Source organism: Arthrobacter sp. fls2-241-R2A-172, from assembly GCF_030208885.1.
In the GTDB taxonomy this organism is placed as follows: Bacteria; Actinomycetota; Actinomycetes; order Actinomycetales; family Micrococcaceae; genus Arthrobacter.
In genome coordinates this window covers 119650-143052 of record NZ_JARVTB010000012.1, presented here as the reverse complement: position 1 = coordinate 143052, position 23403 = coordinate 119650, and the positions used below count along the sequence as shown (strand labels likewise).

Sequence of the window (23403 nt, the reverse complement as noted above, 5' to 3'; positions counted from 1 at the left end):
CGTCGGCGAGTCTTTGTAGCTTCGGGTGGGGGGCTTTGAGGGTCTCCGGTGGGGGAGATCCGGGACAATCCTTGGACCCGCGTGGGGCCCGCGGGATGGGGTATGGCGGCTCAAGGCCTATTTGCCGGTGTGAGCCGGATCTGTTTCGCGAGTTCGTAGGCTGTGTTGCGGTCCTCGTCGTTGGCTGCGAAGACCCGGCCGATGAGCAGCGCCGAGTTGTGGGGCAGGTCGATCCGGGTCATGCCTGGTGGGTATCGCCGGGCCATTTGGCTGCGCAGAGTAAGAAGTCGCCGGTGGCCGTTCCGGTAGTGCGTTTGCCCACGTAGGCAAAGTTCGAGCCACTGGCCGCGTCCGTGAACTGGACACTGTAATAGCGCTGCCTCATCTCGGGCACGTGCAGCACTTGTGGTCCGGCACTGACATCCAACCAGCCACCAAAGTAAAGGAGTTCATCTGTGCCGGTAGCGTTGACGCTCCCTGCCAAGGCGGACTCAGATGCTCTCTCAGGGACGGCGTACAGCGTGTTCACCGGGATCGGTCCGCCGCCCAGCCCTCGCCGGACAATTATTCGTTTGAACCCGCTGACTGTGATCCGCGGCCAGCGCCGTACTTCAGGATGAGGCGATTCATGACGGCACCGGCGTGGACGGCACCCGCAAAACCGGGGGAGGCTCGTATCGACCGCTAACGATAGCGGCTCCGGGTGAATAGACGCGGAGCATGAGCCGAAACAGACCGCGAGGTGTCGCCACCCAGTTCAGCCCCGCTGACGGTGGTGGATTTGATTGGAGCAGAATGTCGATTGAGCCGTCCGCGTTCGCCAGCAGGCCAGAGTGGCCGTTTACGCTTGCCCGCCCGGTAGTGGTGTTGACCTGATACCCCACGGTGTCTGTCGCAGTAAGCGACCAGAAGGCATCATTCGGGGGAAGCTGGCCCGCCGGGAAATGAAGACGATAAACACGCTCGCCGCTGAGGCGTTCCCCCGCGAGATCCCTGCTCGCTGTCCAGTAAGCCGCCTCTTCAAACACGTTGACTACCGGCAGTGCCTTCTGCGAAGCCGCACGAACCAGTAGTCCGTTGCCGGGACGGCCGGCCGCGCGAATTGCGCTCCAGCCGTTAACGGTCTCCGCTCACGATCGCCACCGCATCACAGCGCACCGGCCTTCACGATCACGAAAAGGGTGACCTGCGTATTCATGGACGAAAATCTAGTCCGAATTCCGCGCAGCGCCAGCCCGGGCGAGGAGAAGGTCTCACGACTTAGGAGCTGTCAGCTTTGTTTGTATGGCCTTGGCGATCTTTTGGACCTTGTCGCCGTAGCCGCCGTTCAGCGCTGTGTCCTTGATCTTTTGCGCGTCGCTGTCACGTTCGGCAGCCGGGGCGGCCTCGAGCGTCTTCAGGTCGGACTGAAGCGTTTCGGGCAGTTTGCTGAATGCCTTGTCGTGGTGGATCAGGATGTACGCCACTTCGTGCGCTTTGTCCCCGAACCCGGTCTCGGCCTTGATACCGACCCGAAGCTCGGTTCTCAGCGCTCGGCCAAATTTGTGGGCGCCAGGTGCTGTGCCCTGGGCTCCTGCGGTGGCCGGTGCGCTGGCCGTGGGAGCCGGGGACGGCGTGGCCGCCGCCGCGGTGGTCGTTCCTATGGCAAGTCCTCCCAGAAGGACCGCTCCGGCTGCGGCGGCTCCGCGGATCATCTTCGTCCGGCCTGACCGGCCATTTGGTGCTGGCATGCTGTTCATGTATTTCTCCTTGGGTGCCGGGCACAGTCCGTGGGTGCCACTGTCCGTTGCTGACGTCTCCACTCTGGTCGGTCCATGTCCGGTCGGGGTTCAGGGAATGTAAGCGCACGGTAAAGTCTGCCCGGGGTACCCCCTTACCGGGCCTTCGGCGCGTTTCAATGGAAGCATGGAACAACCAGTGGCCTCGGATCAGGGGCCTTCCCGCGGCTTGGTGCTGATCGTCGAAGACGAACGGGCCATCGCCGATGTGCAGCGACTGTATCTAAGTCGGGCAGGTTTCGGTGTGCATGTAGAAACCACTGGTGAAGCCGGCCTGGACCGCGTCCGGGACCTGCGTCCTGTCGCCGTCGTTCTCGATGTAGGGCTGCCCGGAATCGACGGTATTGAGGTGTGCCGCCGCCTGCGAGCCCGAAACGACTGGACACCTATCATTTTCGTCACCGCCCGGGATGAAGAAGTGGACATGCTCCTTGGGCTGGAGCTGGGCGCTGATGACTACCTCACCAAGCCTTTTTCTCCCCGCGAATTGGTCACCCGCATCAAAACAGTCCTACGACGCAGCACCGGCCCCCAGTACGCCAGGATCCTGCGCGTAGGTGCGGTAACCCTTGACCCGGAACATCGCACTATCAGCGTGGACGGTTCCGCAGTGGAGCTGACAGCCAAGGAATTCGACGTCCTGGCCTTCCTCATGGCCAGCCCTGGCCGGGTGTTCAGTCGTGAACAACTGCTCTCCTCCGTCTGGGGCCAGGCAAGCTACACCGGTGGTCGCACGGTAGACGTACACATCGCCCAGCTGCGCTCCAAACTCGGTGACCGGAACCCGATCCGGACTCTGCGCGGCGTGGGATACTCCGCCGTCGAACGCCCATGAGCAACCGCAACCAGACCTCCACGGAGGTACAGACACCCGCGGGCCGGGCAGCACCGTGGCTGCTGTCACTGGCAGGTCGCATCACCATCGTCACCACCGCCGTCGCCGTGCTGGCGGTGCTCGTGACGGCCAGCATCGCGTTTCCGTTGATCCGATCCGCGGCCGTCGACCAGGCCAAACAACAGCTGACCCGACAGGCCGACGCTTTCGCCGCAGCACCCGTTGCGTCCCAGGCGTTGGACTTGCGCGAGCGGCACCTCCTGGGGCCGGACAGCTACGAGTTATCGGCTATCACCAGCGTCGGGACCATCAACGGGCCAGCCAGTGAGCTGCTGGATGCCACAGACATCCGGCCCGTCCTGACCGGGCAGAAGGTATCCCGCATGGTCTCCAAGGGCGGTGTCCAGTTCCTCGTCGAGGCACGTCCGCTTTCACGAGGCGGGGGCATCGTTTTGTCACGGTCCCTGGATGAGATCAACGCCGCATCAGCCCAGCTTCTCCAGCGAACGCTCCTGGCACTGGCCGCTGGGGTGGTGATCGCGGTGCTCGCCGGAACGTTGTTGGCCCGCCGGATCGCCAATCCGCTGGCCAAGACCGCTGCTGCAGCACGGCGGATAGCAGCCGGTGAGCGGACTGTGCCCCTGGACCCTGACGGAGTGACTGAAGTCCATGACGTCGGCGAAGCGATTAACACCCTGGACCGGGCCCTCCTCGCCAGTGAAGCCAGGCAGCGTGAGTTCCTGCTGTCCATCTCCCACGAGATCCGAACTCCGCTGACCGCTTTACGCGGATACGCCGAAGCCCTCGAAGACGGACTTATCAAACCTGAGGAAATTTCAGGGATCGGACGGACGCTCACCACCGAGACGGACCGGCTGGACCGATTCGTCCGCGACCTCCTCGCCCTGGCCAGGCTTGAGGCGGACGACTTCACCATGGACGTCCACCCTGTCGACATCGGCGCGCTCCTGCACCAGGTGCAGCGAACCTGGCAGGCGGCGGCAGCCCAGAGCGGGGTGGAAATAGCCGTCGAGCTCCCCGAGAAGGACGCCGCCGGACCGCTCGTGGCCACCGCCGACCCCGAACGGCTTCGCCAAATCATCGACGGTCTCCTGGGCAACGCGCTGCGCGTCAGCCCGCCCGGCGGCCCCATCAGCCTCCGCGCAAGAATCGAGCCAACCAGCCCGGCCGGGACAACGCCGCTTCCGTTCAAGGGGCCGGGGACAATTGCAATCGAGGTACAAGACAGCGGGCCGGGCCTGACAACGGATGACGCTGCCGTTGCTTTCGAACGCGGCATCCTCTCCAGCCGCTACCGCGGGCAGCGCCCCACCGGTAGCGGACTTGGCCTCTCGATCGCTGCCCGCCTCGCCGAACGCATGGGACTGCGCATTAACGTGGAACCAACGATCCCGGGGAGCGGGGCGTGTTTCTGCATCCGGATCCCCCTCGCACCCGGAACCGGCCAGGGCAGCACCGGGGCACGTGCCTGAACACAGGGGCTCGCGCCTGAACGCCGCCCTTACGCTGCCGCCCCCCACAGATCGCCTCGCGGTCGACGAGCTGCCCGCCAGAAACCACAGAGCTCGAAGCGCGCGAAACGCAACCACCCCGGAAAGCTAACCGGACCCTAACCACGCGGAAATACGGTGGCAACATTGCCGCGCCAGACTGGAATAGCCGGCAAGTGCAGGCGCCCAGCTCCAGCCAGGAGGACACCATGCTGAAGGAAGTCCCAACTCACACAACACGTATACGCGCGATCAGCCAGCTCCACCGCGGAGACGAGATCGAAGCCCGCCTGTCGGTCGGCCCCGCCTACGATGACGTGGTCATCCGCCGCGGACGGGTCCAGGAAACAGCACCGGGAATCGGTGTCGTTTGGATCATGGATCACGCTTCAGGCATGAGAAAAGCAATCAATACCGATGAATGCAGCGTTTGGCGCGTCGCCTGAACAGGGCTGGACCCCAACGCTCCTCAGCCGCCGGCCACGGACTGGATAATCAAGACCTCCTGGCCAGCCGCAACCTCCGTATCAAGCCCCTTCAGACGCCGGACTTCATCCCCGTTCACGTAAATATTCACGAAACGGCGAAGCGCCCCCGTCTCATCACGCAATCGCCTGGCCAGCACCGGATACTCTCCGGTGACTGAGTCCAGCAACTGTCCCACGGTCACAGCCCCGTCGGCGGACGCAGTCAGATAGGACTGTCCGCCGACGAGCGGCTGCAGGACGCCAGGCAACAGGACCGTAAAGTCAGCCACAGCCGACCTAACCAGGTACCGGGGCGTCGGGTTGGTCTTCGGGAGACACAGCCGTCTCGGCGGCCGCATCCACAATGACTGCGGCCTCCGCCAGCACTGTTGCTTCCGCGGCAGCCAGCGGGGCTTCCGTCCCTGACGGGTTTCCAACCACGACGGCGGCACGCACGCTGAGCACGTCCGGCAGGTGAGCGGCCACTTCAGTAAAGGTTTCGCCCTCGTCGGCACTGGCGTAGACGGTGCCGCCGCGGGTGCCGAAATACACGCCAACGGGCTCAGCCGTGTCGACTGCTGCGGCGTCGCGGAGCACGGCGTTGTACTCGTGGTCCGGGAGTCCGGTGTGGAGTTCTGTCCACGTATCGCCCGCGTCGTCCGTCCTGTGCACGCTGAGCTTGCTGTCCGGTGGAATCCGTTCGCCGTCGGCTTTGAGGGGAATCACCCACGCCGTACCCTCACGCCGGGGATGCGTCAGCATCACGAACCCGAAGTCCGCGGGCAGGCCTTCGGCAATGGAATTCCAGTTTTCGCCGTCATCATCAGTGCGGTACACGCCGTGATGATTCTGCGCGTAAAGACGACCGTCGACGGCGGCGTCCGCAGCGATCTTGTGGACGCACTGGCCGAACTCGGGGTTGGGGTCGGGCATGAAGTAGGCCGATATCCCCTTGTTCCGGGGCTCCCAGGACGCACCGCCGTCGAGCGATCTGTAAACGCCACCCGTGCTCATGGCTACGTGGACCTTCTCGCCGCTCGGGTCCACCACGATCGAGTGTGCCGCCGCGCCACCGTAGCCTGCGCCCCACTCACTGCGGTGGGGGTGTTCCCACAGTCCGCGGTTCAGTTCGAAGTGCTGGCCGCCGTCGGTCGATTTCCACAGCGAAATCGGCTCGCAACCGGCCCACACAACGCCTGGCCGGGAGTCGGCGTCGGGGTGGATCTGCCAAATGCGTTCCAGGGCCGCATCAGTATCTTCGGGGAATTTGATGGCACCTTGTTCGGGCTCGGTCCATGTGGCGCCAAGGTCGTCGGAATGGACAACGGTGGGACCCCAATGTTCGGAGCGCACCCCCACCATGATCCGTGTTTTGCCGTCCCGGGTGTCAATTCCGATGCTTGGTATCTCACTCATCAGGAAATGTGGACCGGAAAGGGACCATTCCTTGCGGTCCGTGCTGGTTGCCAGCCACAGGCCCTTCTTGGTCCCGATCGCTAAGAGGTAACTCTCTGGGGTAGCCATGAACCCATGCAACCATCCGCTGGATGGGGAGGGCAATGGTTTTTTGAAGGGAGGGTGCCTCTCCAGGCAGCGGAACTACAGAGAGGCACGCCGGGCTATTCACTGTTGGGGAAAAACATGCTTGACTAATGTCTTTGCGGCCGAATTCGGTCGCAGCAACAATCTTGGGGGATTAGATGAATCACGGATATGGCGGCCAATGAGAATTCCGACTGGGAGCTCCTTGGTTACTGACCGGTAGCGGGACGGCGTTTATGAATTCGCTTGCATTGCAAGAGGGAACCATCGTCCTGGACCCCTTCGCCGTCCGAATCGTCCTTGGTTTGGTGACTTTGGCACTGATTGTCATCTCGTGCCTTACGTCGCAACGGAAACGCACCCCCTACGCCGACTGGTGGCGGGCGGCCCTCTTCCTGTTTTTCGTGGGAAACGGCGCTTTCCTGTTGAACGGCACGCCTTTCCAGTGGTGGGCCAGCCCTGCGGGTAAGTTCCTGGTGGTGGCGGGCGCCTTCTGCGTCTGGGCGGGAGCGCGCACCCTCCGCGACCGAAAGGCCGCATTATGGCAGCTGCTGCCGGGACCCCTGCTGGCGGGAGCGGCCTCCATTCTGGATGACCCAGCTTCAAGCGTGTGGTCCGGCGGGATGGCTTACCTGGCGATGACCACCGCCGGAATCGCTTTTGCCGCAATTGAACTGTGGTTCACAAAATCAGCCCGGTCCAGAATCACCAGGTTTCTGTCCATCATGGCTGGGCTGACGGCCGCCTATTACCTGCTGCGCACCCTTACTTACATTTTGTACGGTGCTGAAAGCTGGCTGTTCCAGACATATTTCGGTTACGCTCCTGCAGCCTTGGTGCACCTAATGCTGCTGGTCGCGGTGTCATCCACCATGAATACCCTGAGCAACAGACAACTCATCCGGCGCCTACGCGAGCGCGCGGAACGGGACCATTTGACGGGACTGCTCAACAGGGGTGCCTTCCTGGATTTAGCTGCCCGGGAACTTGCGCGCTCTTCACAGGACCGCGGCGCCGCCCTCATCCTGGCCGACCTGGACAACTTCAAGGCCGTCAACGACGAATATGGACATTCGGCGGGGGACGCCGCCCTCCGCGCCTTCGCCAAGGCCAGCTCAGCCGCCGTCAGGTCAACGGACCTCATTGGACGCTACGGCGGGGAGGAGTTCATCCTTTTCCTGCCTGGAGCCTCGCAACAACGGGCCGAGGCCATCGCCTCGGATATCAGCGAGCGCCTGGCCGGGATGGACGGCACTGATGGCCTGCCCTTCCCGACGGTCAGCTACGGCGTTACCTCCACGGGAGCGGGCGCTCCGGACCTGGCGTTCATGATCAACGTGGCGGACGCCGCCCTGTACAGCGCCAAAGCCCAAGGCAGGAACCGGGTAGTGGGAGCCGATCCTTTGGACGCTAGATCGGCGGAGGACAAGGCAACACCGTAGGCATCGGCTCTGGTGAGCAGGACGCACCCATGGATGCGCGCCGCTCGCCGCCCTAGCAGGCAGCCGGCTCCCCGAACGGCAGTGAGGTTCCGGCTATGCGCCAGAGGGAGCCGTCCCAATGCATCGCGTACTGGATCCGCCAATTCGAGCAGGTCTGGGCGTTCCTGCCATGGGCCGTGTCCTGGATGGTCTGAAGGACTACGTTGGCGGTCAGGTCATCCGGGGACTGTGTATTGGTGACGTTGTAAAGCTCGGCCTTGGTCCAGTAGGACGAACCCAGCCCTTCGCTCCACTTGACCGAGTCTCCAAAGGTGGCCTGGAGTTCGGGGGTGAGAATCTTGAAGGCCGCGGCGTAAGCACCTTGGTTAATGCCTTGCCCGTGAAGAATCAAGCTCTGCCCTACGCTGCGGGCCTGATCGTGATTCGCCGAGACAGTGAAGGGGAAGAACCCGGAACCCGGTGCCGGCGCATTTCCGCATTCGTCGAAGGCCACTGGTGTGGACCGGGATTTCCATTCGTTGACCGCTGCGGAAACACGGGGCGCTGTTACTGCATAGGCGATTCCTTCTGCCCTGCCGTAGCCTTCGGGCTCAATGGTGACCACTACACCGGAAACCTCCCCGTCCTGGGTGATGAGCGGCCCTCCACTGTTGCCATGATTGATGGCCGCGTCTGTCTGGATAAGGTTCGGGAGAGTGCGGTCACCGATGTGTTGCTCGACGTCGAGCGCGCTCACCGTTCCCCTGGTCAAGGTGAACGGATGACCCAGGGGAAATCCGAGTGCCGCCACATCGCTCCCAACTGGGGGCTCGCTGCTTCGGAGTTGAAACTGGTGGCCTTCCACAGGGGTCCGCGTTTTGACGACGGCGATGTCCGCCACGTCGTTCTTGCCGAGAACCGTGGCATCTACGGAGCTCCGGCCGAAGGCGATGCTGATCGCGGATGCGTCACGGACAACGTGGGCTGCTGTGACCACCAGGTCCGGGCCCACAAGGAACCCCGTACCCGTGTAACCGGCGTCGCACGTAGTGACGGTCAACTGCCCCACGCCCGACTGCACTTGGGCAACCACGTCAGGCCAAGTACTCGGCTCAGGAGACTTACTGGTGCCGGTGTCGGCAGCAGCGCTTTCGTTTGGGCTTGGCGTGCTCGGGGAAGGGGTGGGGACTTCCTGGCTGGTTGCTTGAGATGGTGAAGAAGCTTGCGGGGACGGGCTGGAGCCGGCGTTACAGCCCGTTGCCACAAGACACAGGCTTAGGGACGCTATGACAGTGCAGCGGACAAAGGGGTTTGGGGTGCTGTTCATCAAGGACCTCCTGACGCTGAGGGCGAGCAGCGGCATGAGCGGGTTCCCGTTCCGGATCGCTCCTGCAACTGCGCCCTCAAAAGAAAAGTCGGGTAAGCCGCCGTCGTAAGGGATTGATCATGGAATGGATATGCGAGACCCATGATGCAAATCGACGGCCGTTTACTCGACTCGTGTTTCCCAGCAAGCACATCGTAACGCCGGAAAAGCCGGCCAAGGAGAAACCGCCACGCCATAGGCCTAGGCTGAACGTGGCAAGATTCCCAGCCCACGACGGAGGAAACCCATGACAGAACCAACCACCAACTCACGTGCGCAGCAGTTGAAGGCCCTGCACGAGGCTCCGGAAATCCTCAGTGTTGTCAATGTGTGGGATGCCATCAGTGCCTCCACAGTTGCAGCCCTTCCGGAGACCAAAGCCATCGCGACGGCCGGCCATTCCATTGCCGCCGCCTACGGCTACGCCGATGGGACCATGCCGCTGGATGTGGCGCTCAGCGGGGTGGAGCGGATCGTCAAAGCCGTGGACCTTCCCGTCACAGCTGACCTGGACGACGGATACGAGGACCCTGCCGAGACCATCCGCCGGGCCATCGCCATTGGTGTTGTCGGCGCGAACGTCGAGGACCGGCTGCGCCCCTTCGACGACGCCGTTGCCCGGGTTCAGGCGATCATCAAGGCCGCCGAGGAGGAGGGCATCGCCTTCCAGCTGAACGCACGCACTGACGCGATCGTCCGCGGCGGCGACCGCCCCATCAAGGACAGCCTCGACGACGCCATCGCGCGCGGCCGGGCGTTCCTCGACGCCGGTGCTGCTTTGGTTTTCGTGCCGGGCGCACTGAACCGTGAAACCATCGAGCCCCTGGTTGAAGGCCTGGGACACGGAAAGCTCTCCGTGATTGGCGCACCGGGAGCCCTTCCGGCGAACGAATTGCAGGAGCTCGGCGTTGCCCGCGTCTCCTACGGCCCGTTCACGCAACGCGTCGCCTTGCGCGCTCTCCAGGACCTGGCCACTGACCTCTACGGATCGGGAGTCATCCCTGCTGACACTCCTGCCTTGAACTAACCGCAGCAGCAAAAGCAACAACCGGGTCCCGCCGCATCACCTCGCGGCGGGACCCGCTTTTATGAGCCGGCCCGGGTATCGAAAGCGGCCGCTGATTCCCGGAGAAGTCGAGCAACGGTGTCCAGGGGCAAACTCGTTGCCCTTCGCCGGTCGAACCTGCGCAAGGCAATGTGCCGGGTACCCAAACCAGGGACATCCAGGATGTCCACGTTGTCCTGGACCACGCCGGTCAGTGCCAAAGTGGGAACAATCGCGACACCCTCGCCGGCGGCCACCAGTGCGAATGCGGTGAGTGTGTCCTGGTACTGATGGACCGTCTCAATACGCGCCCCGGTGGTGTGGCGAAGACGCCCCAGCACGGCATCGTTGGCTGCGGACGGCTCCACCCCAAGCCACGGCAGATGCAGCCGGCTGAGGTCGATGCTGTCCGTGGCCAGCAAGGATCCGGCCGGCACCACCAACTTCCACGGCTCATCGAGCAACGGCTCCTCGACCATTCCGGCAGCAAGCGGGTGCTGGACGGCGGCCGCCGAATCCTGCTCGATGACCACCGCGTCGAGCTGCCGTTGCCTGAACAGGCGCATGAGGGCTGGAAAACTGTCTTCCACGATCCTGATCTGCAATTCGGGGTACTGGCTGCGCCACTCGGGCAAGCGTGGAATCACCACAGTGCGCATGAAACTGGTGAATCCGCCGATGCGCACCACGCCCGCCACCTGGGCTTCCCCTTGCATCCGTGCCCGGGCAACATTGAGCGCGCGTTCGATCTCTTCGCCGGCTTCTGCCACCGCCAGTCCAGCTGGAGTCAGGACCGAGCCTTTGGGGGTTCGCATGACCAATGCCTGCCCTGCTTCGCTCTCAAGTTTGCTGAGTTGCTGGGACACTGCGGACGGCGTGATCCGCAGTTCATCGGCAGCGGCAAGAACGCCTCCAGTGCGCGCAACAGCAAGGAGGACAAGCAGCCGACGCGGGTCCATTTCCATGTTAAGAAATCCTAAATACGGGATTCAGCGGAATGCAATTGATCTAAAGAAGAATCTCCAGCAATATCTATCTCAGAGCTGCTGTTCAGTCCAACGAAGGATGAACCAGGGCAGCCCCAAATCCTAGAAATTACGCCACCGGCAACCCCAGCCGGGCGCTTCATCCTGAAAGGAATCCGATGGAACTGCTGTGGGAAATGACCGGTTGGGCTGGCGCTGCCGCGATGCTCGGTTCGTACCTGTCGGTGTCCATGGGTTGGTTGAAGCCGGGCATCAGCTTCCAGACCGCGAACCTCTTCGGATCATGCGCTTTCATCATCAATGGCACGCTGCACGGAGCCTGGCCGTCGGTAGCCACCAACGTGGCGTGGTTCCTCATCTCAGCGGTGGCACTGCACCGCCTGCGGGCAGCGCAACAGCCTGCCCGCGTGGAGGTTCCGGAGCAGCGATCACCGCTGACATCCGACACTGGCACCCACCTGGTCATTCCGGTCCCCCAAGCAGCGGTGAACTGCCCCTAGCTTGCGGCATCACACAAGGTAACCTCCCGCCGTCGTCGTACTGTCCACCGCATAAGGTGGGCAATAACCGCTGACCGACAGCTAAGGAGAGCCCCATGCCCGCCCCTGAACGCCCGTTGAAAAAGCTGGGATTCCTCACCATCGGACTGTTCGATCCAGCGGACCCGGCTGCAGGTCACCAGTCCACGCTGGACATCATCGAGCTGGGCGAGAAATTGGGCTTCGACAGTGCCTGGCTGCGGCACCGCCACCTGCAGTTCGGCATCTCGTCGCCCGTCGCAGTGATGGCTGCGGCCAGCCAGCGCACTTCCAGGATTGAGCTCGGCACCGCCGTCACTCCGCTGGGGTGGGAGAACCCGTTGCGGCTCGCTGAAGACCTGGCCACTGTGGACATCCTGGCGGGCGGGCGCATCAATCCGGGGCTGAGCGTGGGCGAACCCATGAACTACGACACCGTAAAGCATGAGCTCTACCCCGACTCTGCGGACGTCGAAGACTTCAGCTATGCCCGCGTCGAACGGCTGGCCCGGCTGATCGCAGGGGAAAAGGTCCGGGAGTTCTCCGGTAAGCAGGGTGTGGTGGAGGAGTTCTCCAACCGGGTGGAGCCGCACTCCCCCGGGCTGCGGGACCGTCTTTGGTACGGAGCGGCCAGCCTGAAATCGGCCTTGTGGGCCGGCGAAAACGGCTTCAATTTGCTCTCCAGCAGCGTGGTCTTTCCCTCCCCCGATGAAGAGCCGGACTTCGCCCGCGTCCAGCAAAAGCAGATCCGCTCCTACCGTGAGGCCGCCGCGGCACAGGGGCACAAGCCGGCGCGGGTCTCGCAGGGCCTGGTGGTGATCCCCACCGATTCGGCATCCGCAACGCAGCGGGAGAAATACCAGCGCTACGTCGATGAGCGCACACCCCGCACCAGTGCGCCGCAAGGGCCCAAGGGCATGCTGTTCGCGAAGGACCTCATAGGCACCAGTGAGCAGATCGCCGAGCAGCTGTACGCGCACGCCGGCTTCCAGGAAGTCGACGAAGTCGCGTTTGCCCTGCCATTCAGCTTCGACCACGAGGACTATGTCCAGATCCTCACCGATATTGCAGGCACGCTCGCCCCGGCACTTGGATGGCGCCCGGAAGGCTAGTCCACGAACTCCGACTGCGTCTGGATGAACGTCCAATCGGCGTCGGTGAGCACTCCGCTCACCTTGTCCGGATGCGGGCCGCCCGCCTCGGCAATGTGCTGCAGCACCTGCAAGGGGAGTTCGTCGGCGCGCAGGTTCTCGCGCAGCCACTCCTTGCTGTCCAGGTGCAGATCAAGCCACCACATGTAAATTTCCATCGCAGACCACCCTCCTAGAATTAACCGTAGGCCCGGGCAAACAGTGTCTACAAGAGCCAACGGCGGCCGGGTGACCTGTTCAACGCCACGCTGCGGCGCAACAATGAGGGTATGGCTGCGGAAGATTTCAGCGGACCGATTCCCTTGGTGGTGGGAGTGCTGCCGGACCAGCATGTGGAGGTCCTCCAGACGGCACGGACCTTGGCCGAACAGCTCGGCGTGCCGCTTGTCTGTGCGTACGTGGACGAGGCCAGCTACCTCGTCGAGTGGGATCCGGCCCGTGACGCGCACCGGATGTCGTTGCACCCCGAGAAGGACCAGGCCGACGTCGAGGCGGTTCGCGGGGACTTGGGCAAGGTCATCGGCGACGCGCTTGACGGTGGCACCGCAGACTGGACCCTGCGTCTTCTTGCCGGTGATCCGGCCCGTGCCCTTGGTCGGCTCGCGGAGGACATCAAAGCGTCGATGATCATTGTGGGCACCCCGGAGCCTGGTTTGGGGCACCGCATTTCCGAGGCCCTCAACGGTTCTGTGGCCGCTTGGCTCAGCCACCACCAGCGCCGCCCGGTGCTGATCGTGCCGCAGAAAAAGAGGCCGGAAGGGCGCCGTTGAAACTAAAGCGAAAGTAGTTATTCGAGGTGGTGGCAATGGGGTCCCGGGCAACGTAGAGTAATTACTGCAGGTCGGTGAAAGCCCCTGCTCAAAGGCTGCTCCGGAGTGCGTATCCCCCAATAACGCACTCCGGAGCTCTTTTGTTTAAACCCGGGTTTTCTGCCCGTGCGGCCACCGCCTTCTTTGACGCAGAAACGGCCCCGACACACCCTTGAGCAGGTGTGTCGGGGCCGTTTTGGTCTCAAAGTTGGTGGGGCCGGCGCGGCTCGCAGGATGAAGAGCACGACGCCGGCACCCACCTTGGGTGAGGAAAGGTCACCTCACGAAGGTGTACAGCAATGCCGCCATCCCGAAGCCCACAATGGACAGCACGGTCTCCAGCACGGTCCACGTTTTCAAGGTGTCCTTGACGGACATGTTGAAGTACTTGGAAATGATCCAGAACCCGCCGTCGTTCACGTGGCTGGCGATGATGGAGCCGGAAGAGATGGCCACCACGATCAGCGCGAGCTGCGGCTGCGAGTAGCCGGTGGCCAGGCTGGGCGCCAGGATACCGCCCGTGGTCACGATCGCCACCGTTGCCGAACCCTGTGCGATACGCATCCCTGCACTGATCACGAAGGCAGAGAGGATGATCGGCAGGCCGGCCTGGGACAGCGAATCCGCCACGGCCTTGCCCACACCGGTGGCCGACAGCACCGCTCCGAAGAACGCACCGGCGCCAACAACCAGCAGGATCATGCCCACGGGCCGCAGCGACGAGCCCGTAATTTCGCTGAGCTCGGCGGAGGTCATGCCGCGGCGAATGCCCAACAACCACATGGCCAGGAGCACGGCGACGGTGAGAGCGATGGCCGGGTTGCCGAAGAACTGCAGGATGTCCCGGAAAACACCGGCGGGAGCGAAGATGTTGCCGAACGTGCCGCCGAGGATGAGGATCATGGGCAAGCCGATGGCAAGCAGGACCAGGCCGATGGACGGTTCGTCGCCCTTGGCGGTGTCCGATTCGGCAACGATCCGGTCCTCGGGCACGTTTACCATGACGCGCTTGCCGATGTAGGTGCCCCACAAAATACCGGAGGCGAACCAGGCAGGGATACCGCAGATCAGGCCCATGAGGATGATCCAACCAAGGTCAACGTGGAACAACCCGGCAGCGGCCACAGGACCGGGGTGCGGGGGCAGGAAAGCGTGCGTCACTGACAACCCTGCCAGCAACGGCAGCGCGTACAGGGCCAAGGACTTTCCGCCGCGGATAGCCGCGACGTACACCAGAGGCGCCAGGACGAAGATGCCGATATCGAAGAACACCGGGATGCCCAACACGAAGCCGGTGATGCCCATGGCCAGCGGGGTGCCCTTTTCGCCGAAGATCTTCACGAGCCTCGCCAGCAGCACCTCTGCACCGCCGGACCGTTCCAGGATGGCACCAAGGACGGTACCCAGGCCAATGATCACTGTGATGTGGCCGAGGATGCCCGCGAAACCCTTTTCAATCAGGGCGTCACTGCTCTTGGTGGCCGAACCGACCAGTGCCTCCACGGAGATCCCGCCAACCAAGGCCACGATCACACCCGTTCCCACCAGGGCGATGAACGGCTCGAGCTTGACCTTGATGATCAGGAACAGCAGAAGGGCGATGCCTGCGCCCGCCAGGAGCAGCAGGCCGGCGGTGTCGTGCCGCAGCCATTCAAGGAATTCATTCATGGGCGTATCTTTCTGGGTGAGTCCTACTTGAGGGTGCCGGTGAAGGCGGCGGCACGTGCCGCGATGTCTGCCCAGTCGCCTGCGGCAACTGCCGCGGGCGGGACTACGCTGGTGCCGCAGCAGACTGCGGCAGCACCGGCGTCGAGGTAGCTCTTGGCGTTGGAGGCATCGATGCCCCCCGAAGGCAGCAGGCGGATCCCGGGGTAGGGGCCCTGCAAGTCCTTCAAATACGCCGGTCCGAGCTGCCGGGCGGGGAAAATCTTGACGGCGGCAGAACCCAGATCCAGGGCCTGCGCCACCTCGGTGGGGGTCATGGCGCCGAGGCTGAACGGGATTCCCGCAGCCGCGGCGACGGCGGCGACCTCGGGCCTCAGGCCCGGCGTCACCAGGAACTGCGCGCCGGCGTCGATCGCTGCACGGGCCTGGTCGGCGGTCATCACCGTTCCGATTCCGACGGCGGCACCGTGATCCGCCGCGGTTTCCGCCGCGCGCTTGACATGCTTGAGCGCATCGGGGGTGGTGAAGGTCAGCTCAACACTGCGGATGCCGCCGTCGGCCAGTGCCCTGCAGAGGTCCGCAGCGTCCGTGATGGAGGGTGCGCGAACCACGGCAAGGGTGCGATCTGATTCAAGCTGCTGGAGGAACTGTTCGGGGGTCATAGCTGTCCTTCTCGGGTGAGGCCGTCGCTGTGGCGGCGGAGGGCTCGTCCGGCGCGGGCACCGGTAGGCTGGCCGCCGTCGATCGCGGCCGCGCCGTTCACGAAGACGTACTGGATGCCGCTGGCGGCTTGGCGGGGGTTCTCGAAAGTGGCTTCGTCCCGGATTGTTTCCGGGTCAAAGAGCACGACGTCGGCCGCGTAGCCTTCGCGGACAAGTCCCCTGTTGTGGAGCTTGAGTCGTGCGGCAGGCCGGCCACTGAGGTGATGGACCATTTCCTCGAGCCCCAGCAGCCCCAGGTCGCGGGAGTAATGGCCGAGGTAGCGGGGGAACGTACCCCAGGCACGCGGATGCGGCTTGGCACCGACCAGGAGGCCGTCGCTGCCGCCGGTGTGGGTGCGATGCTTCATGATTGCCTGCACGTTTTCTTCGTGGCCCACATGTTGCAGGATGCCGGTGCCCAGGCGGTCTTCCATGAGGATGTGCACGAAGACGTCGAAAGGCTCCTGCCCCGTTGCCGTTGCGATGTCCCTGATGGTCTGGCCCACGAAGCCTGCGAGCGCCGGGTTCTGGACGCCGCTGATTTCCAGGGTGTCCCACTCGGCAACCACGCCGTGGCAGCCGTCGGATCCGTAGATCTCCACGGCTTCCCGGACACGCGCACGGGTTTCCGGGTCGGCCAGCCGGGCCAAGGTGGCATCGGTCCCGCCGGAGGACGCCCAACTGGGCAGGATGGCGCTCAGTGTGGTGGCACCCGGGAGGTACGGGTAGGTGTCCAGGGTGATGTCCACGCCTTGGTCGAGGGCCTCATCGATCAGTTCAAGCAGTTCGCCGGCGCGGCCCTTGTTCTCCGCGAAGTTCATGGTGGCGTGGGACAGGTGGAGTGCGCAGCCCGTGTCCCGGCTGAGGGCAATCATCTCGGCGTACGCTTCCAGGGCGCCTTTGCCATAGGAGCGGTGGTGCGGTGCGTAGAAGCCTCCCAGCTCACCTACTGTCCGGCACAGGCCGGCTAGTTCTTCGGTCTGCGCGTACATGCCCGGGGTGTAGGTCAGCCCGGAGCTCATGCCCACGGCACCTTCCTGCATCGCCGTGCGGATGAGGTCCTGCATCTGCTGCTGTTGCTCCGGCGTGGGATCACCCTCGGCGAAGCCCATCACCATGGCCCGGACGGTTCCTTGAGGTACCAGGTAGGCGGCGTTGGTGGCGATGCGGCCACCGTCTTCTTCTGCGTCGAGCCGGTCGAGGTACTCCCCCACGCTTCGCCAGTTCCAGTCAAAGCCTGCCGGGTTGTCGTTCCAACCGGCGATCTTCTCCCGGACACCTGCCAGCGTGGCGTCGTCCACCGGCGCGTAGGACAACCCGTCCTGGCCGAGGAGTTCCGTGGTGACGCCTTGGCTGAGCTTGGCGTAGTGCTCCCTGTTGACCAGCAATTGCAGGTCCGAGTGCGCGTGCATGTCGATGAAACCGGGGCTGAGGACCAGTCCCATGGCATCGATGACACGGTCCGCTTCCGCTGCGGTGAGGCTTCCGGCGTCGGCGATCCTGGCAATCACCGGACCGTCCAACAAGACGTCGGCAGGGCGGCGGCCGGCTCCGCTGCCGTCCACCAACGTGGCATTGCTGATCAGGGTCTTCATGGCGTCCTAGAAGAAGGTGTGGATAAGGTCGACGACGGTTTGGTCACCTGTGCTGTCTGCGGATGCAGCGCCCGCGAGGACCGGGATGATGGTCCATTTGTCGAACGCGGTGCACGGGTGGGACAGGCCCAGGCACACCACGTCGCCGGGACGCACGGTGGTGGTTTTGGGATCAAAGGTCATGAAGGAGTGCTGATCGTTGACCGAGGTGATTTCTGCGTCAACCAGGGGTTCCATGGCGCCGCCAAGCACGGGTCCGATGAGCTGCGGCTCGGGCAGGCCCTCATCGAAGGGGAGGTCCCGCTTGCCGGCATCCAGGATGGCCAGGCCGGGTTCTGTCTGGGATACGACGCGCGCCCAACCGTGCATTCCGGCCGTAAACGGCTGACCACCTTCGCGGGAGAACGGGGAGATTCCGCGGTAGAAGCCGTCGTCGTGGATGATGTAGGCACCGCTGCGGATCATGAGGTCCACGCGCTTGCCTGCGGACGGCGAGCCCTCGCTGATGCACGGGGACAGGACCGCCACCACGTCGTCGAAGTACGCGCTCCCGCCGGCCGTGAGGATCACGGAATCGCTGCCGTACAACCCGTCTGCGAGCAGGTTCTCGTGAAGCAGCCGCATCTGGGCGAGGTACCCGCGAACGGCGGCCAGTCCGGCGTCGTCCGCTGTGTGCGCGAGCGAGCCTTCGTAGCCGCTGACCCCCACCAGGCGCAGGTTGGGCGAGGCAGCAATGGCGCGGGCCACCTCCATGGCAGCGTCCACACCGCGGGCCCCGGTCCTGCCGCCGTGAGCGCCGAGTTCCACCAGGACATCCAGCACGGAATCGCTACCGGCCAGGGTCCGGTTGATGACGTCGACAGTTCCCAGGGAGTCGATCCAGGACAAGATCGTGGAGCCCTGGGCAGCGACCCACTCGATGGCCCGTGGGTCCGTGAGGCTGTTGGCGAGTTGCAGGTTCCGGACACCGAACTCACGGGCGACGCGGAGCTGCGCGAAGTTGGCCAGTGTGATGCCCCATGCGCCTCGGTTCAGCTGCTCGGCCCAGAGCTGCGGGGCCATGGTGGTCTTTCCGTGCGGGGCGAGCAGCACGCCCTTTTCGGCGCACCAGTTCGCGAGGCGGTCAGCGTTGGCCGTGAGCGCGTCGGCATCGAGTGTCAGCAGCGGGGTCTGGAGGTCTGCCAGTGTGTGCTTGGCGGCGAGGAAATCGGCGTGGGTGGTCCCGTTTTCGCTTGCCGGCACGGCTTTGTGGCGCCAGTCGAGGCGGCGTTCGGCCAAGGATGCCACGGCGGAGGCCGAGATGGCTTCGGAGGTGTTCACGCGTTTCGTTCCCTTCGCGGTGCTGCGTTAGTGCGGCTGCGGGATGGTGACCGCTTGTTCGTGCGTTGCGTATTTTGCAACGCTGGTTGCAAAGCTGATGGTGATATGTCTAACATGGTGGCGGATCGAGAGTCAAGGCCGCCTGGCGGCACAAACAAGTGCGGGAGAACGATGCTTTCAGCTGTATGCGTTGGCGAAACCATGGCCATGCTTACCCCTGTCAATGCCGTTCCGCTGCACCTGGCAAGCGAACTGCACTTCGGGATTGGTGGCGCCGAATCCAACGTCGCCATGGGCCTGGCAGCCATGGGCCTGGACACGCATTGGGTCAGCCGTGTGGGCCACGATGGCTTCGGCACCCGCATCCTGGACGAACTCCGCGACCACTACGTCGGGGTTTCCGGCGTCGAGATTGACCCCGTGCGCCCCACCGGCTTGTACGTCAAAGTGCCTGCCCAGGACTCGGCGTCCGACGGCGGCAGTTCGGTTTTGTACTACCGGCAAGGATCTGCGGCCTCAGCGATGGGACGCGACACGCTCTCCAACCCTGACGTGTCCTCACTGCTGGAGAACGCAGCGCTTATTCATTTGAGCGGGATCACCGCGGCCCTATCCCCCGAATGCCTCTCGCTGCTGGAAGCCGTCCTGACCGCACCCCGGAACGGGCGGACCATCAGCTTCGACGTCAACTGGCGTTCCGCCCTGTGGGCCGGCCAGGACCACTCCGTCCTGCAGCGCCTGGCGAACCTCGCCGACGTCGTGCTCGTGGGCAAGGACGAGGCCGAGCATGCCTTCGGCACCACCGACGAAGCCGAACTCCGCCACATGATGCCGGATCCGGACGTGTTGGTCATCAAGAACGAGGCCATCAGTGCCATCGCGCTCACCCGTTCGGACACTGAGCCAGGCGGCACCCGGGAAGAGGTGCCCGCCTTGTCCGTTGCCGTCGTCGAGCCCGTAGGGGCCGGCGACTCGTTCGCCGCCGGATACCTCAGCGGCATGCTGTTCGGACTCGGCCAAAAGGAGAGCCTGCGCAGGGGCCACGTTGCCGCCGCCTGCACCCTGACCGTCCACGGCGACCGCGGCCCGCTCCCCGACGCCGCCCAGCTCGCAGCCATCCTCGATTCTTCGGATGACGCTTGGGCTGCTATCCATGTTGAAGACGGACAATTCAGCAAACGGAGCGTGACACCTTGAGCCAGAGCCTCATGCGGGCCATCGACCTGCTCGGCGAACTCGCCGCCAAACCCGCAACCCTGGACGAACTCGCGTCCAAGGCCGCCGTGCACAAAACCACCGTGATGCGGCTCCTGCACGCCATGGAAGAGAAGCGCTTCGTGGTCCGCGACGAGGACCAGCGCTTCATGCTCGGCTCCAAGCTGTTCGAACTGTCCTCGCTGGCACTGGAACAACGGGACATCCGCCAGGTAGCGCACCCGCACCTGGCCGAGCTCAACGGAAAAACGGGGCACACTGTGCACCTCGCCGCCTTCGAAGGGAGCGAGGTGGTGTACATCGACAAGTTCGAGTCGCACCACCCCGTCCGCATGTACTCGCGCATCGGCCTGACTGCATCGCTGCACTCGGCCGCCGTGTCCAAAGTCCTCCTCGCCGACATGCCGCGCAGCCGGCAGGAAAAGATCGCGGCAGGGCTGGACTACATCAAAGTTACCGAGAACACTTTGACTTCGCCGGAGGCCTTGCTGGCCGAACTCGAGCGGGTCAAGGAACAGGGCTGGGCCCACGACAACGCCGAGCACGAAGCGTTCGTGCACTGCATCGCGGCCCCCATCCGCGATGCCAGCGGAGCCGTCGTAGCCGCAGCATCTTGTTCGGTACCGGTAGTGATGCTCAGCTATGAAGGCCTGCTTGAGCTGCTGCCCGACCTCAAAGCCAGCACCGAGGCCATCTCCAACGACCTCGGCTGGATCAGCCACGAAAGGAACTCAGCATGAGTGAAAAGACCGTAGTACTGACCGAAAACGCCCCCGCCCCGGCGCACGTATTCTCGCAGGGCATCAAGAAGGGCGGCATGTTCCAGGTTTCCGGCCAGGGCCCCATGGACCCCGCCACCAACCAGTACATCGGCGAAGGGGACGTCCGTGTGCAGACCCGTCGCACCCTGGACAACGTCAAGGCCATCCTCGAAGCCGGCGGATCCTCCGTTGAAGACGTCCTCATGTTCCGCGTCTACCTCACCACCCGCGACGATTTCGCCGCCATGAACGAGGTCTACGGCGAGTTCATCCGCGAGAACGTCCCCTCCGGCCAGCTGCCGAGCCGCACCACGGTGTTCGTGGACCTGCCGCACGAGGTCATGCTGGTTGAGATCGACGCCCTGGCCGTCACCGCCTAGCCCTTCTCCGTCGCTGCCCCGCTGTTCCGTCGTTGCCCAGCAACGGACCAGCGGGGCAGCAACGTCCGACGGCGGCACTCACCTTAGCGCCGGCCGCCCTACCTTTGAAAGCGAAGCTTCCACGGCGTGAGCGCGGACTCCAACTGCTCGCGGAGGTTCATCTTGGAAGCACCTTCCACGCGTTCTTCAAAGTGGATAGGTACCTCGGCGATCTTCAGTCCTTGACGGACGGCCCGGTGGTTCATCTCTACCTGGAATGAGTAGCCGTCGCTGCGAACGGTTGCGACGTCAATCCGGCTCAAGGCATCACCCGTCCAGGCTTTGAAGCCCGCCGTTGCGTCCTTGACCTTCAAGCCCAGGATCGCACCCACATAAAAGTTGGCCCAAGCCGAGAGTGCCTTGCGGTGCCACGGCCATTCCGCCGCCGTAGACCCGCCAGCGACATAGCGCGAGCCGATGACCAGCGCGGCGCCGGCGGTGCGGATCCGGTGAAGCATCGTGGGGATGGCCGAGACGGGGTGGGAGAGGTCTGCGTCCATTTGGATGACAATGTCCGAGTTCTCGGCCAAGGCCTTGGTCATTCCCGCGACATAAGCCCTGCCCAGCCCATCTTTTTCTTTACGGTGCAGGACGGACACGCTGCCCGTGGAATCCGATGCCAGTTGGTCAGCCACTGCCCCGGTGCCATCAGGAGAATTGTCATCCACCACCAGGACATTGAGATTCGTGATCCCAAGTGCATCGAGCTGGGCAACAAGAACGGGCAAGTTCTCCCGCTCATTGTAGGTAGGCACAACAACGGTGATTTTCGGATTTTCTGCAGTCAAAACGTGGGTCCCCAATTCAGTGTTCGGACCCGGCATGGTGGACATGGCGGGCCCAGCCAGTCTATTGACATTACTTGGTGACCGAATCGGCCACCAAGTACGGCTTAGCGTTTCTTCGTTGCTGCCCCGCTTTTCCGTCGTTGCCCAGCAACGCCGTAGCGGGGCAGCAACGTCCGACGGCGGCACTCACCGTCAGGAAGGCACGCGCCGCCCAACGACGGACGCCGGGACCGCTGGAACCCGCTGCCGTTTGGCGTACACGCGGGCCCGTTGGCTGGATAACGCCAGGAGCACCAGGATGTCCGTTGCCAGACCGGACAGGCCGGCTTCGAGCGTGAGGTTGGCGCTCCCCGTGGAGTAGTCGACCGCTTGGGCCAGGATGGAGATCGAGCTCAGGCCCATCGCAATCACACGGGCACCATTGCTGCCCAGGAAGATCCGCCACGCAAGGAATACTTCGCCGAGTCCGAAGAGCAGCACCACAACCGCCACGGTGACCAGTGCCGCCGTCGTGGTTTGTGGGTCTGTTGAACCGTCATCAAAAGTGATGCCGTCAACGTCACCGCCCGAGGCCAGCAGGATGAAGGCCAGCACGAAGGCTGACAATGACCTCGCTACAACCAATGCTGCGCCCACCATGGTTGGCGCAGGACGCCTGTCGCGGCTGTCCGTCTGACGAGGCAGCTGATCGGTGGGAGCCCGGACGTTGCGGGCGTCGACAATGGGAAGGTCGCCGTCCGTGGAAATCGAATCGCCGCCGCCGTTGCGCGAGTGGTAACCCGTGGAAAAGTCCTCGATGACCTGCACCTCAACGGCCGGCGACGCAGCCGAAACTGTCGAGACAATATGGTCCCGTTCCACGTCGGTGTTCTGCTCGATCTTGTGCGTGATCTGCAGCGTGAAGAGCGAGAAGCCGACGCTGCGGTCGTAGGTTCCGGCGGCGAGCCATTCCACTTTGTGCCCTCCCGGGAGGAGCCACCCTTCGGGGCAGCGCCAGAACCGGACGTGGTGACGTTTGCCCGGATTGTTGTCCACTTCCTGCTGGTAGGCGAAGTCCTGCTGGCGGTCGAACAGGTAGAGGGGGCTCACCGGGGCTTCGGTGTAGCTCTGCCGGAAGATCGTCGAACTGATGATGCGGCGGCTGCTCTGCAGCGTGACGTCGTGCGCCTTCGTCCAGCCGGCGGCCCGCATGATGGCGTGGATCTGGGGTTCGGCGCCCAATAACGCTACGTTCACGGGATCGCCCAGCAGTCCGTCGCTGGTCCTGGCGCGCCCAATGAAATAGCCGGGAACGTAGATCGTGGTGAGGATGCGGTGCAGCCGCGGCAAGAGCAAGTACGCAAGGAACGCCCAGAAGAGGATGTAGAACCAGATCTGGCCCCACCCCAGCTGGAAGCTTTCGCCCACCAACAGGAAAGCAAGCCAAACAGTCGCCGCACCGCCCAGGACGAAGAACGCGTGATCCAGCCAGCTGTCGGTCACGTTGAGGCGTGGTGTCTTAGCCATGCAG

General features: G+C 63.9%; 25 protein-coding genes and 1 pseudogene. 12 read left to right on the top strand and 14 right to left on the bottom strand.

What is annotated here, in order from left to right:
- Positions 1 to 110 precede the first annotated feature (110 nt).
- From QRM57_RS16925 to QRM57_RS16920, 3 genes and pseudogenes are all read right to left on the bottom strand, one after another.
- Positions 111 to 529 (bottom strand): annotated as a pseudogene (locus QRM57_RS16925) (DUF1254 domain-containing protein).
- 97 nt (positions 530 to 626) lie between these two features.
- Positions 627 to 1028 (bottom strand): DUF1214 domain-containing protein, encoded by a 402-nt coding sequence (locus QRM57_RS20990; RefSeq protein ID WP_350309853.1) that lies wholly within the window; start codon positions 1026 to 1028, stop codon positions 627 to 629.
- Positions 1029 to 1253: 225 nt separating this feature from the next.
- Positions 1254 to 1739: a hypothetical protein gene (locus QRM57_RS16920; protein WP_284987409.1), complete on the bottom strand. Its 486-nt coding sequence runs from the start codon at positions 1737 to 1739 to the stop codon at positions 1254 to 1256.
- Positions 1740 to 1905: 166 nt separating this feature from the next.
- On the opposite strand from QRM57_RS16920, the gene QRM57_RS16915 reads away from it, so the two are divergent.
- The 3 genes from QRM57_RS16915 (at position 1906) to QRM57_RS16905 (ending at position 4570) form a co-directional block, all read left to right on the top strand.
- Positions 1906 to 2613: a response regulator transcription factor gene (locus QRM57_RS16915; RefSeq protein ID WP_284987408.1), complete on the top strand. Its 708-nt coding sequence runs from the start codon at positions 1906 to 1908 to the stop codon at positions 2611 to 2613.
- A complete protein-coding gene (locus QRM57_RS16910) occupies positions 2610 to 4106 on the top strand; it encodes a sensor histidine kinase (protein ID WP_284987407.1) in 1497 nt (498 codons plus the stop codon). Before QRM57_RS16915 ends, QRM57_RS16910 begins: the two co-directional genes overlap by 4 nt.
- A 227-nt stretch (positions 4107 to 4333) precedes the next feature.
- On the top strand, positions 4334 to 4570 hold the full coding sequence (locus tag QRM57_RS16905; protein ID WP_235518305.1) for a hypothetical protein: 237 nt from the start codon (positions 4334 to 4336) through the stop codon (positions 4568 to 4570).
- 23 nt (positions 4571 to 4593) lie between these two features.
- Here the strand turns inward: QRM57_RS16905 and QRM57_RS16900 are convergent, their stop codons facing one another.
- On the bottom strand, positions 4594 to 4881 hold the full coding sequence (locus QRM57_RS16900) for a MoaD/ThiS family protein (RefSeq protein WP_211710084.1): 288 nt from the start codon (positions 4879 to 4881) through the stop codon (positions 4594 to 4596).
- 7 nt (positions 4882 to 4888) lie between these two features.
- Positions 4889 to 6115, bottom strand: a complete 1227-nt coding sequence (locus QRM57_RS16895; RefSeq protein ID WP_284987406.1) for a WD40/YVTN/BNR-like repeat-containing protein — start codon at positions 6113 to 6115, stop codon at positions 4889 to 4891.
- Positions 6116 to 6369: 254 nt separating this feature from the next.
- Between QRM57_RS16895 and QRM57_RS16890 the strand changes: the two genes are divergently transcribed.
- Entirely contained in the window at positions 6370 to 7575 is a 1206-nt protein-coding gene (locus QRM57_RS16890) for a GGDEF domain-containing protein (protein ID WP_284987405.1), read from the top strand.
- Positions 7576 to 7627: 52 nt separating this feature from the next.
- On the opposite strand, the gene QRM57_RS16885 is transcribed toward QRM57_RS16890, so the two are convergent.
- Positions 7628 to 8623, bottom strand: coding sequence for a S1C family serine protease (locus tag QRM57_RS16885; protein WP_284987404.1), 996 nt, complete (start codon positions 8621 to 8623; stop codon positions 7628 to 7630).
- A gap of 223 nt (positions 8624 to 8846) precedes the next feature.
- Here QRM57_RS16885 and QRM57_RS16880 point away from each other — a divergent pair, with 223 nt between their 5' ends.
- Together QRM57_RS16880 and QRM57_RS16875 are read left to right on the top strand one after the other, a co-directional pair.
- Positions 8847 to 8990: a hypothetical protein gene (locus QRM57_RS16880; protein ID WP_257369822.1), complete on the top strand. Its 144-nt coding sequence runs from the start codon at positions 8847 to 8849 to the stop codon at positions 8988 to 8990.
- 177 nt (positions 8991 to 9167) lie between these two features.
- Positions 9168 to 9947, top strand: a complete 780-nt coding sequence (locus QRM57_RS16875; protein ID WP_284987403.1) for an isocitrate lyase/PEP mutase family protein — start codon at positions 9168 to 9170, stop codon at positions 9945 to 9947.
- A 59-nt stretch (positions 9948 to 10006) separates the two neighbouring features.
- Here QRM57_RS16875 and QRM57_RS16870 read toward each other — a convergent pair whose 3' ends face one another.
- The gene (locus QRM57_RS16870) at positions 10007 to 10930 is read right to left on the bottom strand and encodes a LysR family transcriptional regulator (RefSeq protein ID WP_235518296.1); all 924 of its coding nucleotides are present in this window, start codon (positions 10928 to 10930) and stop codon (positions 10007 to 10009) included.
- Positions 10931 to 11109: 179 nt separating this feature from the next.
- On the opposite strand from QRM57_RS16870, the gene QRM57_RS16865 reads away from it, so the two are divergent.
- Together QRM57_RS16865 and QRM57_RS16860 are read left to right on the top strand one after the other, a co-directional pair.
- The gene (locus QRM57_RS16865; RefSeq protein ID WP_284987401.1) at positions 11110 to 11451 is read left to right on the top strand and encodes a CBU_0592 family membrane protein; all 342 of its coding nucleotides are present in this window, start codon (positions 11110 to 11112) and stop codon (positions 11449 to 11451) included.
- A 95-nt stretch (positions 11452 to 11546) separates the two neighbouring features.
- Positions 11547 to 12581: an LLM class flavin-dependent oxidoreductase gene (locus tag QRM57_RS16860; protein WP_284987400.1), complete on the top strand. Its 1035-nt coding sequence runs from the start codon at positions 11547 to 11549 to the stop codon at positions 12579 to 12581.
- On the opposite strand, the gene QRM57_RS16855 is transcribed toward QRM57_RS16860, so the two are convergent.
- Complete coding sequence (locus QRM57_RS16855; RefSeq protein WP_235518290.1) at positions 12578 to 12778, bottom strand: hypothetical protein; 201 nt, start codon at positions 12776 to 12778, stop codon at positions 12578 to 12580. The genes QRM57_RS16860 and QRM57_RS16855 overlap by 4 nt on opposite strands.
- A 111-nt stretch (positions 12779 to 12889) precedes the next feature.
- On the opposite strand from QRM57_RS16855, the gene QRM57_RS16850 reads away from it, so the two are divergent.
- Positions 12890 to 13390 carry a universal stress protein gene (locus tag QRM57_RS16850; protein WP_284987399.1) on the top strand — a complete coding sequence of 167 codons (501 nt, stop codon included), beginning with the start codon at positions 12890 to 12892 and terminating at the stop codon, positions 13388 to 13390.
- A gap of 315 nt (positions 13391 to 13705) precedes the next feature.
- Here QRM57_RS16850 and QRM57_RS16845 read toward each other — a convergent pair whose 3' ends face one another.
- From QRM57_RS16845 to QRM57_RS16830, 4 genes are read right to left on the bottom strand one after another with little or no spacing between them, the layout of a single operon-like run.
- Positions 13706 to 15097, bottom strand: a complete 1392-nt coding sequence (locus QRM57_RS16845; RefSeq protein ID WP_284987398.1) for a GntP family permease — start codon at positions 15095 to 15097, stop codon at positions 13706 to 13708.
- Between the two features lie 23 nt (positions 15098 to 15120).
- Positions 15121 to 15756 (bottom strand): bifunctional 4-hydroxy-2-oxoglutarate aldolase/2-dehydro-3-deoxy-phosphogluconate aldolase, encoded by a 636-nt coding sequence (locus QRM57_RS16840; protein WP_257369831.1) that lies wholly within the window; start codon positions 15754 to 15756, stop codon positions 15121 to 15123.
- Entirely contained in the window at positions 15753 to 17390 is a 1638-nt protein-coding gene (locus QRM57_RS16835) for an N-acyl-D-amino-acid deacylase family protein (RefSeq protein ID WP_284987397.1), read from the bottom strand. Before QRM57_RS16835 ends, QRM57_RS16840 begins: the two co-directional genes overlap by 4 nt.
- 6 nt (positions 17391 to 17396) lie before the next feature.
- The gene (locus QRM57_RS16830) at positions 17397 to 18710 is read right to left on the bottom strand and encodes an alanine racemase (protein WP_284987396.1); all 1314 of its coding nucleotides are present in this window, start codon (positions 18708 to 18710) and stop codon (positions 17397 to 17399) included.
- A 171-nt stretch (positions 18711 to 18881) separates the two neighbouring features.
- On the opposite strand from QRM57_RS16830, the gene QRM57_RS16825 reads away from it, so the two are divergent.
- Genes QRM57_RS16825 through QRM57_RS16815 form a run of 3 tightly spaced genes read left to right on the top strand, consistent with a single transcriptional unit; the run spans position 18882 to position 21066 of the window.
- Positions 18882 to 19907, top strand: a complete 1026-nt coding sequence (locus QRM57_RS16825) for a sugar kinase (protein WP_284987395.1) — start codon at positions 18882 to 18884, stop codon at positions 19905 to 19907.
- Positions 19904 to 20665, top strand: coding sequence for an IclR family transcriptional regulator (locus QRM57_RS16820; protein WP_284987394.1), 762 nt, complete (start codon positions 19904 to 19906; stop codon positions 20663 to 20665). Before QRM57_RS16825 ends, QRM57_RS16820 begins: the two co-directional genes overlap by 4 nt.
- Entirely contained in the window at positions 20662 to 21066 is a 405-nt protein-coding gene (locus QRM57_RS16815; protein WP_211710100.1) for a RidA family protein, read from the top strand. Before QRM57_RS16820 ends, QRM57_RS16815 begins: the two co-directional genes overlap by 4 nt.
- A 98-nt stretch (positions 21067 to 21164) precedes the next feature.
- Here the strand turns inward: QRM57_RS16815 and QRM57_RS16810 are convergent, their stop codons facing one another.
- The gene (locus tag QRM57_RS16810) at positions 21165 to 21929 is read right to left on the bottom strand and encodes a polyprenol monophosphomannose synthase (RefSeq protein WP_284987473.1); all 765 of its coding nucleotides are present in this window, start codon (positions 21927 to 21929) and stop codon (positions 21165 to 21167) included.
- A 156-nt stretch (positions 21930 to 22085) separates the two neighbouring features.
- Positions 22086 to 23399, bottom strand: coding sequence for an LssY C-terminal domain-containing protein (locus QRM57_RS16805; protein WP_284987393.1), 1314 nt, complete (start codon positions 23397 to 23399; stop codon positions 22086 to 22088).
- Between the last annotated feature and the right edge of the window lie 4 nt (positions 23400 to 23403).

Excerpts from the sequence above, each read along its gene's own strand:
- QRM57_RS16870 (WP_235518296.1), bottom strand. The coding sequence starts at position 10,930 with ATGGAAATGGACCCGCGTCGGCTGCTTGTCCTCCTTGCTGTTGCGCGC.
- QRM57_RS16845 (WP_284987398.1), bottom strand. The coding sequence starts at position 15,097 with ATGAATGAATTCCTTGAATGGCTGCGGCACGACACCGCCGGCCTGCTG.
- QRM57_RS16855 (WP_235518290.1), bottom strand. The coding sequence starts at position 12,778 with ATGGAAATTTACATGTGGTGGCTTGATCTGCACCTGGACAGCAAGGAG.
- QRM57_RS16905 (WP_235518305.1), top strand. The coding sequence starts at position 4,334 with ATGCTGAAGGAAGTCCCAACTCACACAACACGTATACGCGCGATCAGC.
- QRM57_RS16875 (WP_284987403.1), top strand. The coding sequence starts at position 9,168 with ATGACAGAACCAACCACCAACTCACGTGCGCAGCAGTTGAAGGCCCTG.
- QRM57_RS16910 (WP_284987407.1), top strand. The coding sequence starts at position 2,610 with ATGAGCAACCGCAACCAGACCTCCACGGAGGTACAGACACCCGCGGGC.
- QRM57_RS16915 (WP_284987408.1), top strand. The coding sequence starts at position 1,906 with ATGGAACAACCAGTGGCCTCGGATCAGGGGCCTTCCCGCGGCTTGGTG.
- QRM57_RS16860 (WP_284987400.1), top strand. The coding sequence starts at position 11,547 with ATGCCCGCCCCTGAACGCCCGTTGAAAAAGCTGGGATTCCTCACCATC.
- QRM57_RS16850 (WP_284987399.1), top strand. The coding sequence starts at position 12,890 with ATGGCTGCGGAAGATTTCAGCGGACCGATTCCCTTGGTGGTGGGAGTG.
- QRM57_RS16810 (WP_284987473.1), bottom strand. The coding sequence starts at position 21,929 with ATGCCGGGTCCGAACACTGAATTGGGGACCCACGTTTTGACTGCAGAA.
- QRM57_RS16865 (WP_284987401.1), top strand. The coding sequence starts at position 11,110 with ATGGAACTGCTGTGGGAAATGACCGGTTGGGCTGGCGCTGCCGCGATG.
- QRM57_RS16895 (WP_284987406.1), bottom strand. The coding sequence starts at position 6,115 with ATGGCTACCCCAGAGAGTTACCTCTTAGCGATCGGGACCAAGAAGGGC.
- QRM57_RS16815 (WP_211710100.1), top strand. The coding sequence starts at position 20,662 with ATGAGTGAAAAGACCGTAGTACTGACCGAAAACGCCCCCGCCCCGGCG.
- QRM57_RS16825 (WP_284987395.1), top strand. The coding sequence starts at position 18,882 with ATGCTTTCAGCTGTATGCGTTGGCGAAACCATGGCCATGCTTACCCCT.
- QRM57_RS16840 (WP_257369831.1), bottom strand. The coding sequence starts at position 15,756 with ATGACCCCCGAACAGTTCCTCCAGCAGCTTGAATCAGATCGCACCCTT.
- QRM57_RS16805 (WP_284987393.1), bottom strand. The coding sequence starts at position 23,399 with ATGGCTAAGACACCACGCCTCAACGTGACCGACAGCTGGCTGGATCAC.
- QRM57_RS16890 (WP_284987405.1), top strand. The coding sequence starts at position 6,370 with ATGAATTCGCTTGCATTGCAAGAGGGAACCATCGTCCTGGACCCCTTC.
- QRM57_RS16920 (WP_284987409.1), bottom strand. The coding sequence starts at position 1,739 with ATGAACAGCATGCCAGCACCAAATGGCCGGTCAGGCCGGACGAAGATG.
- QRM57_RS16835 (WP_284987397.1), bottom strand. The coding sequence starts at position 17,390 with ATGAAGACCCTGATCAGCAATGCCACGTTGGTGGACGGCAGCGGAGCC.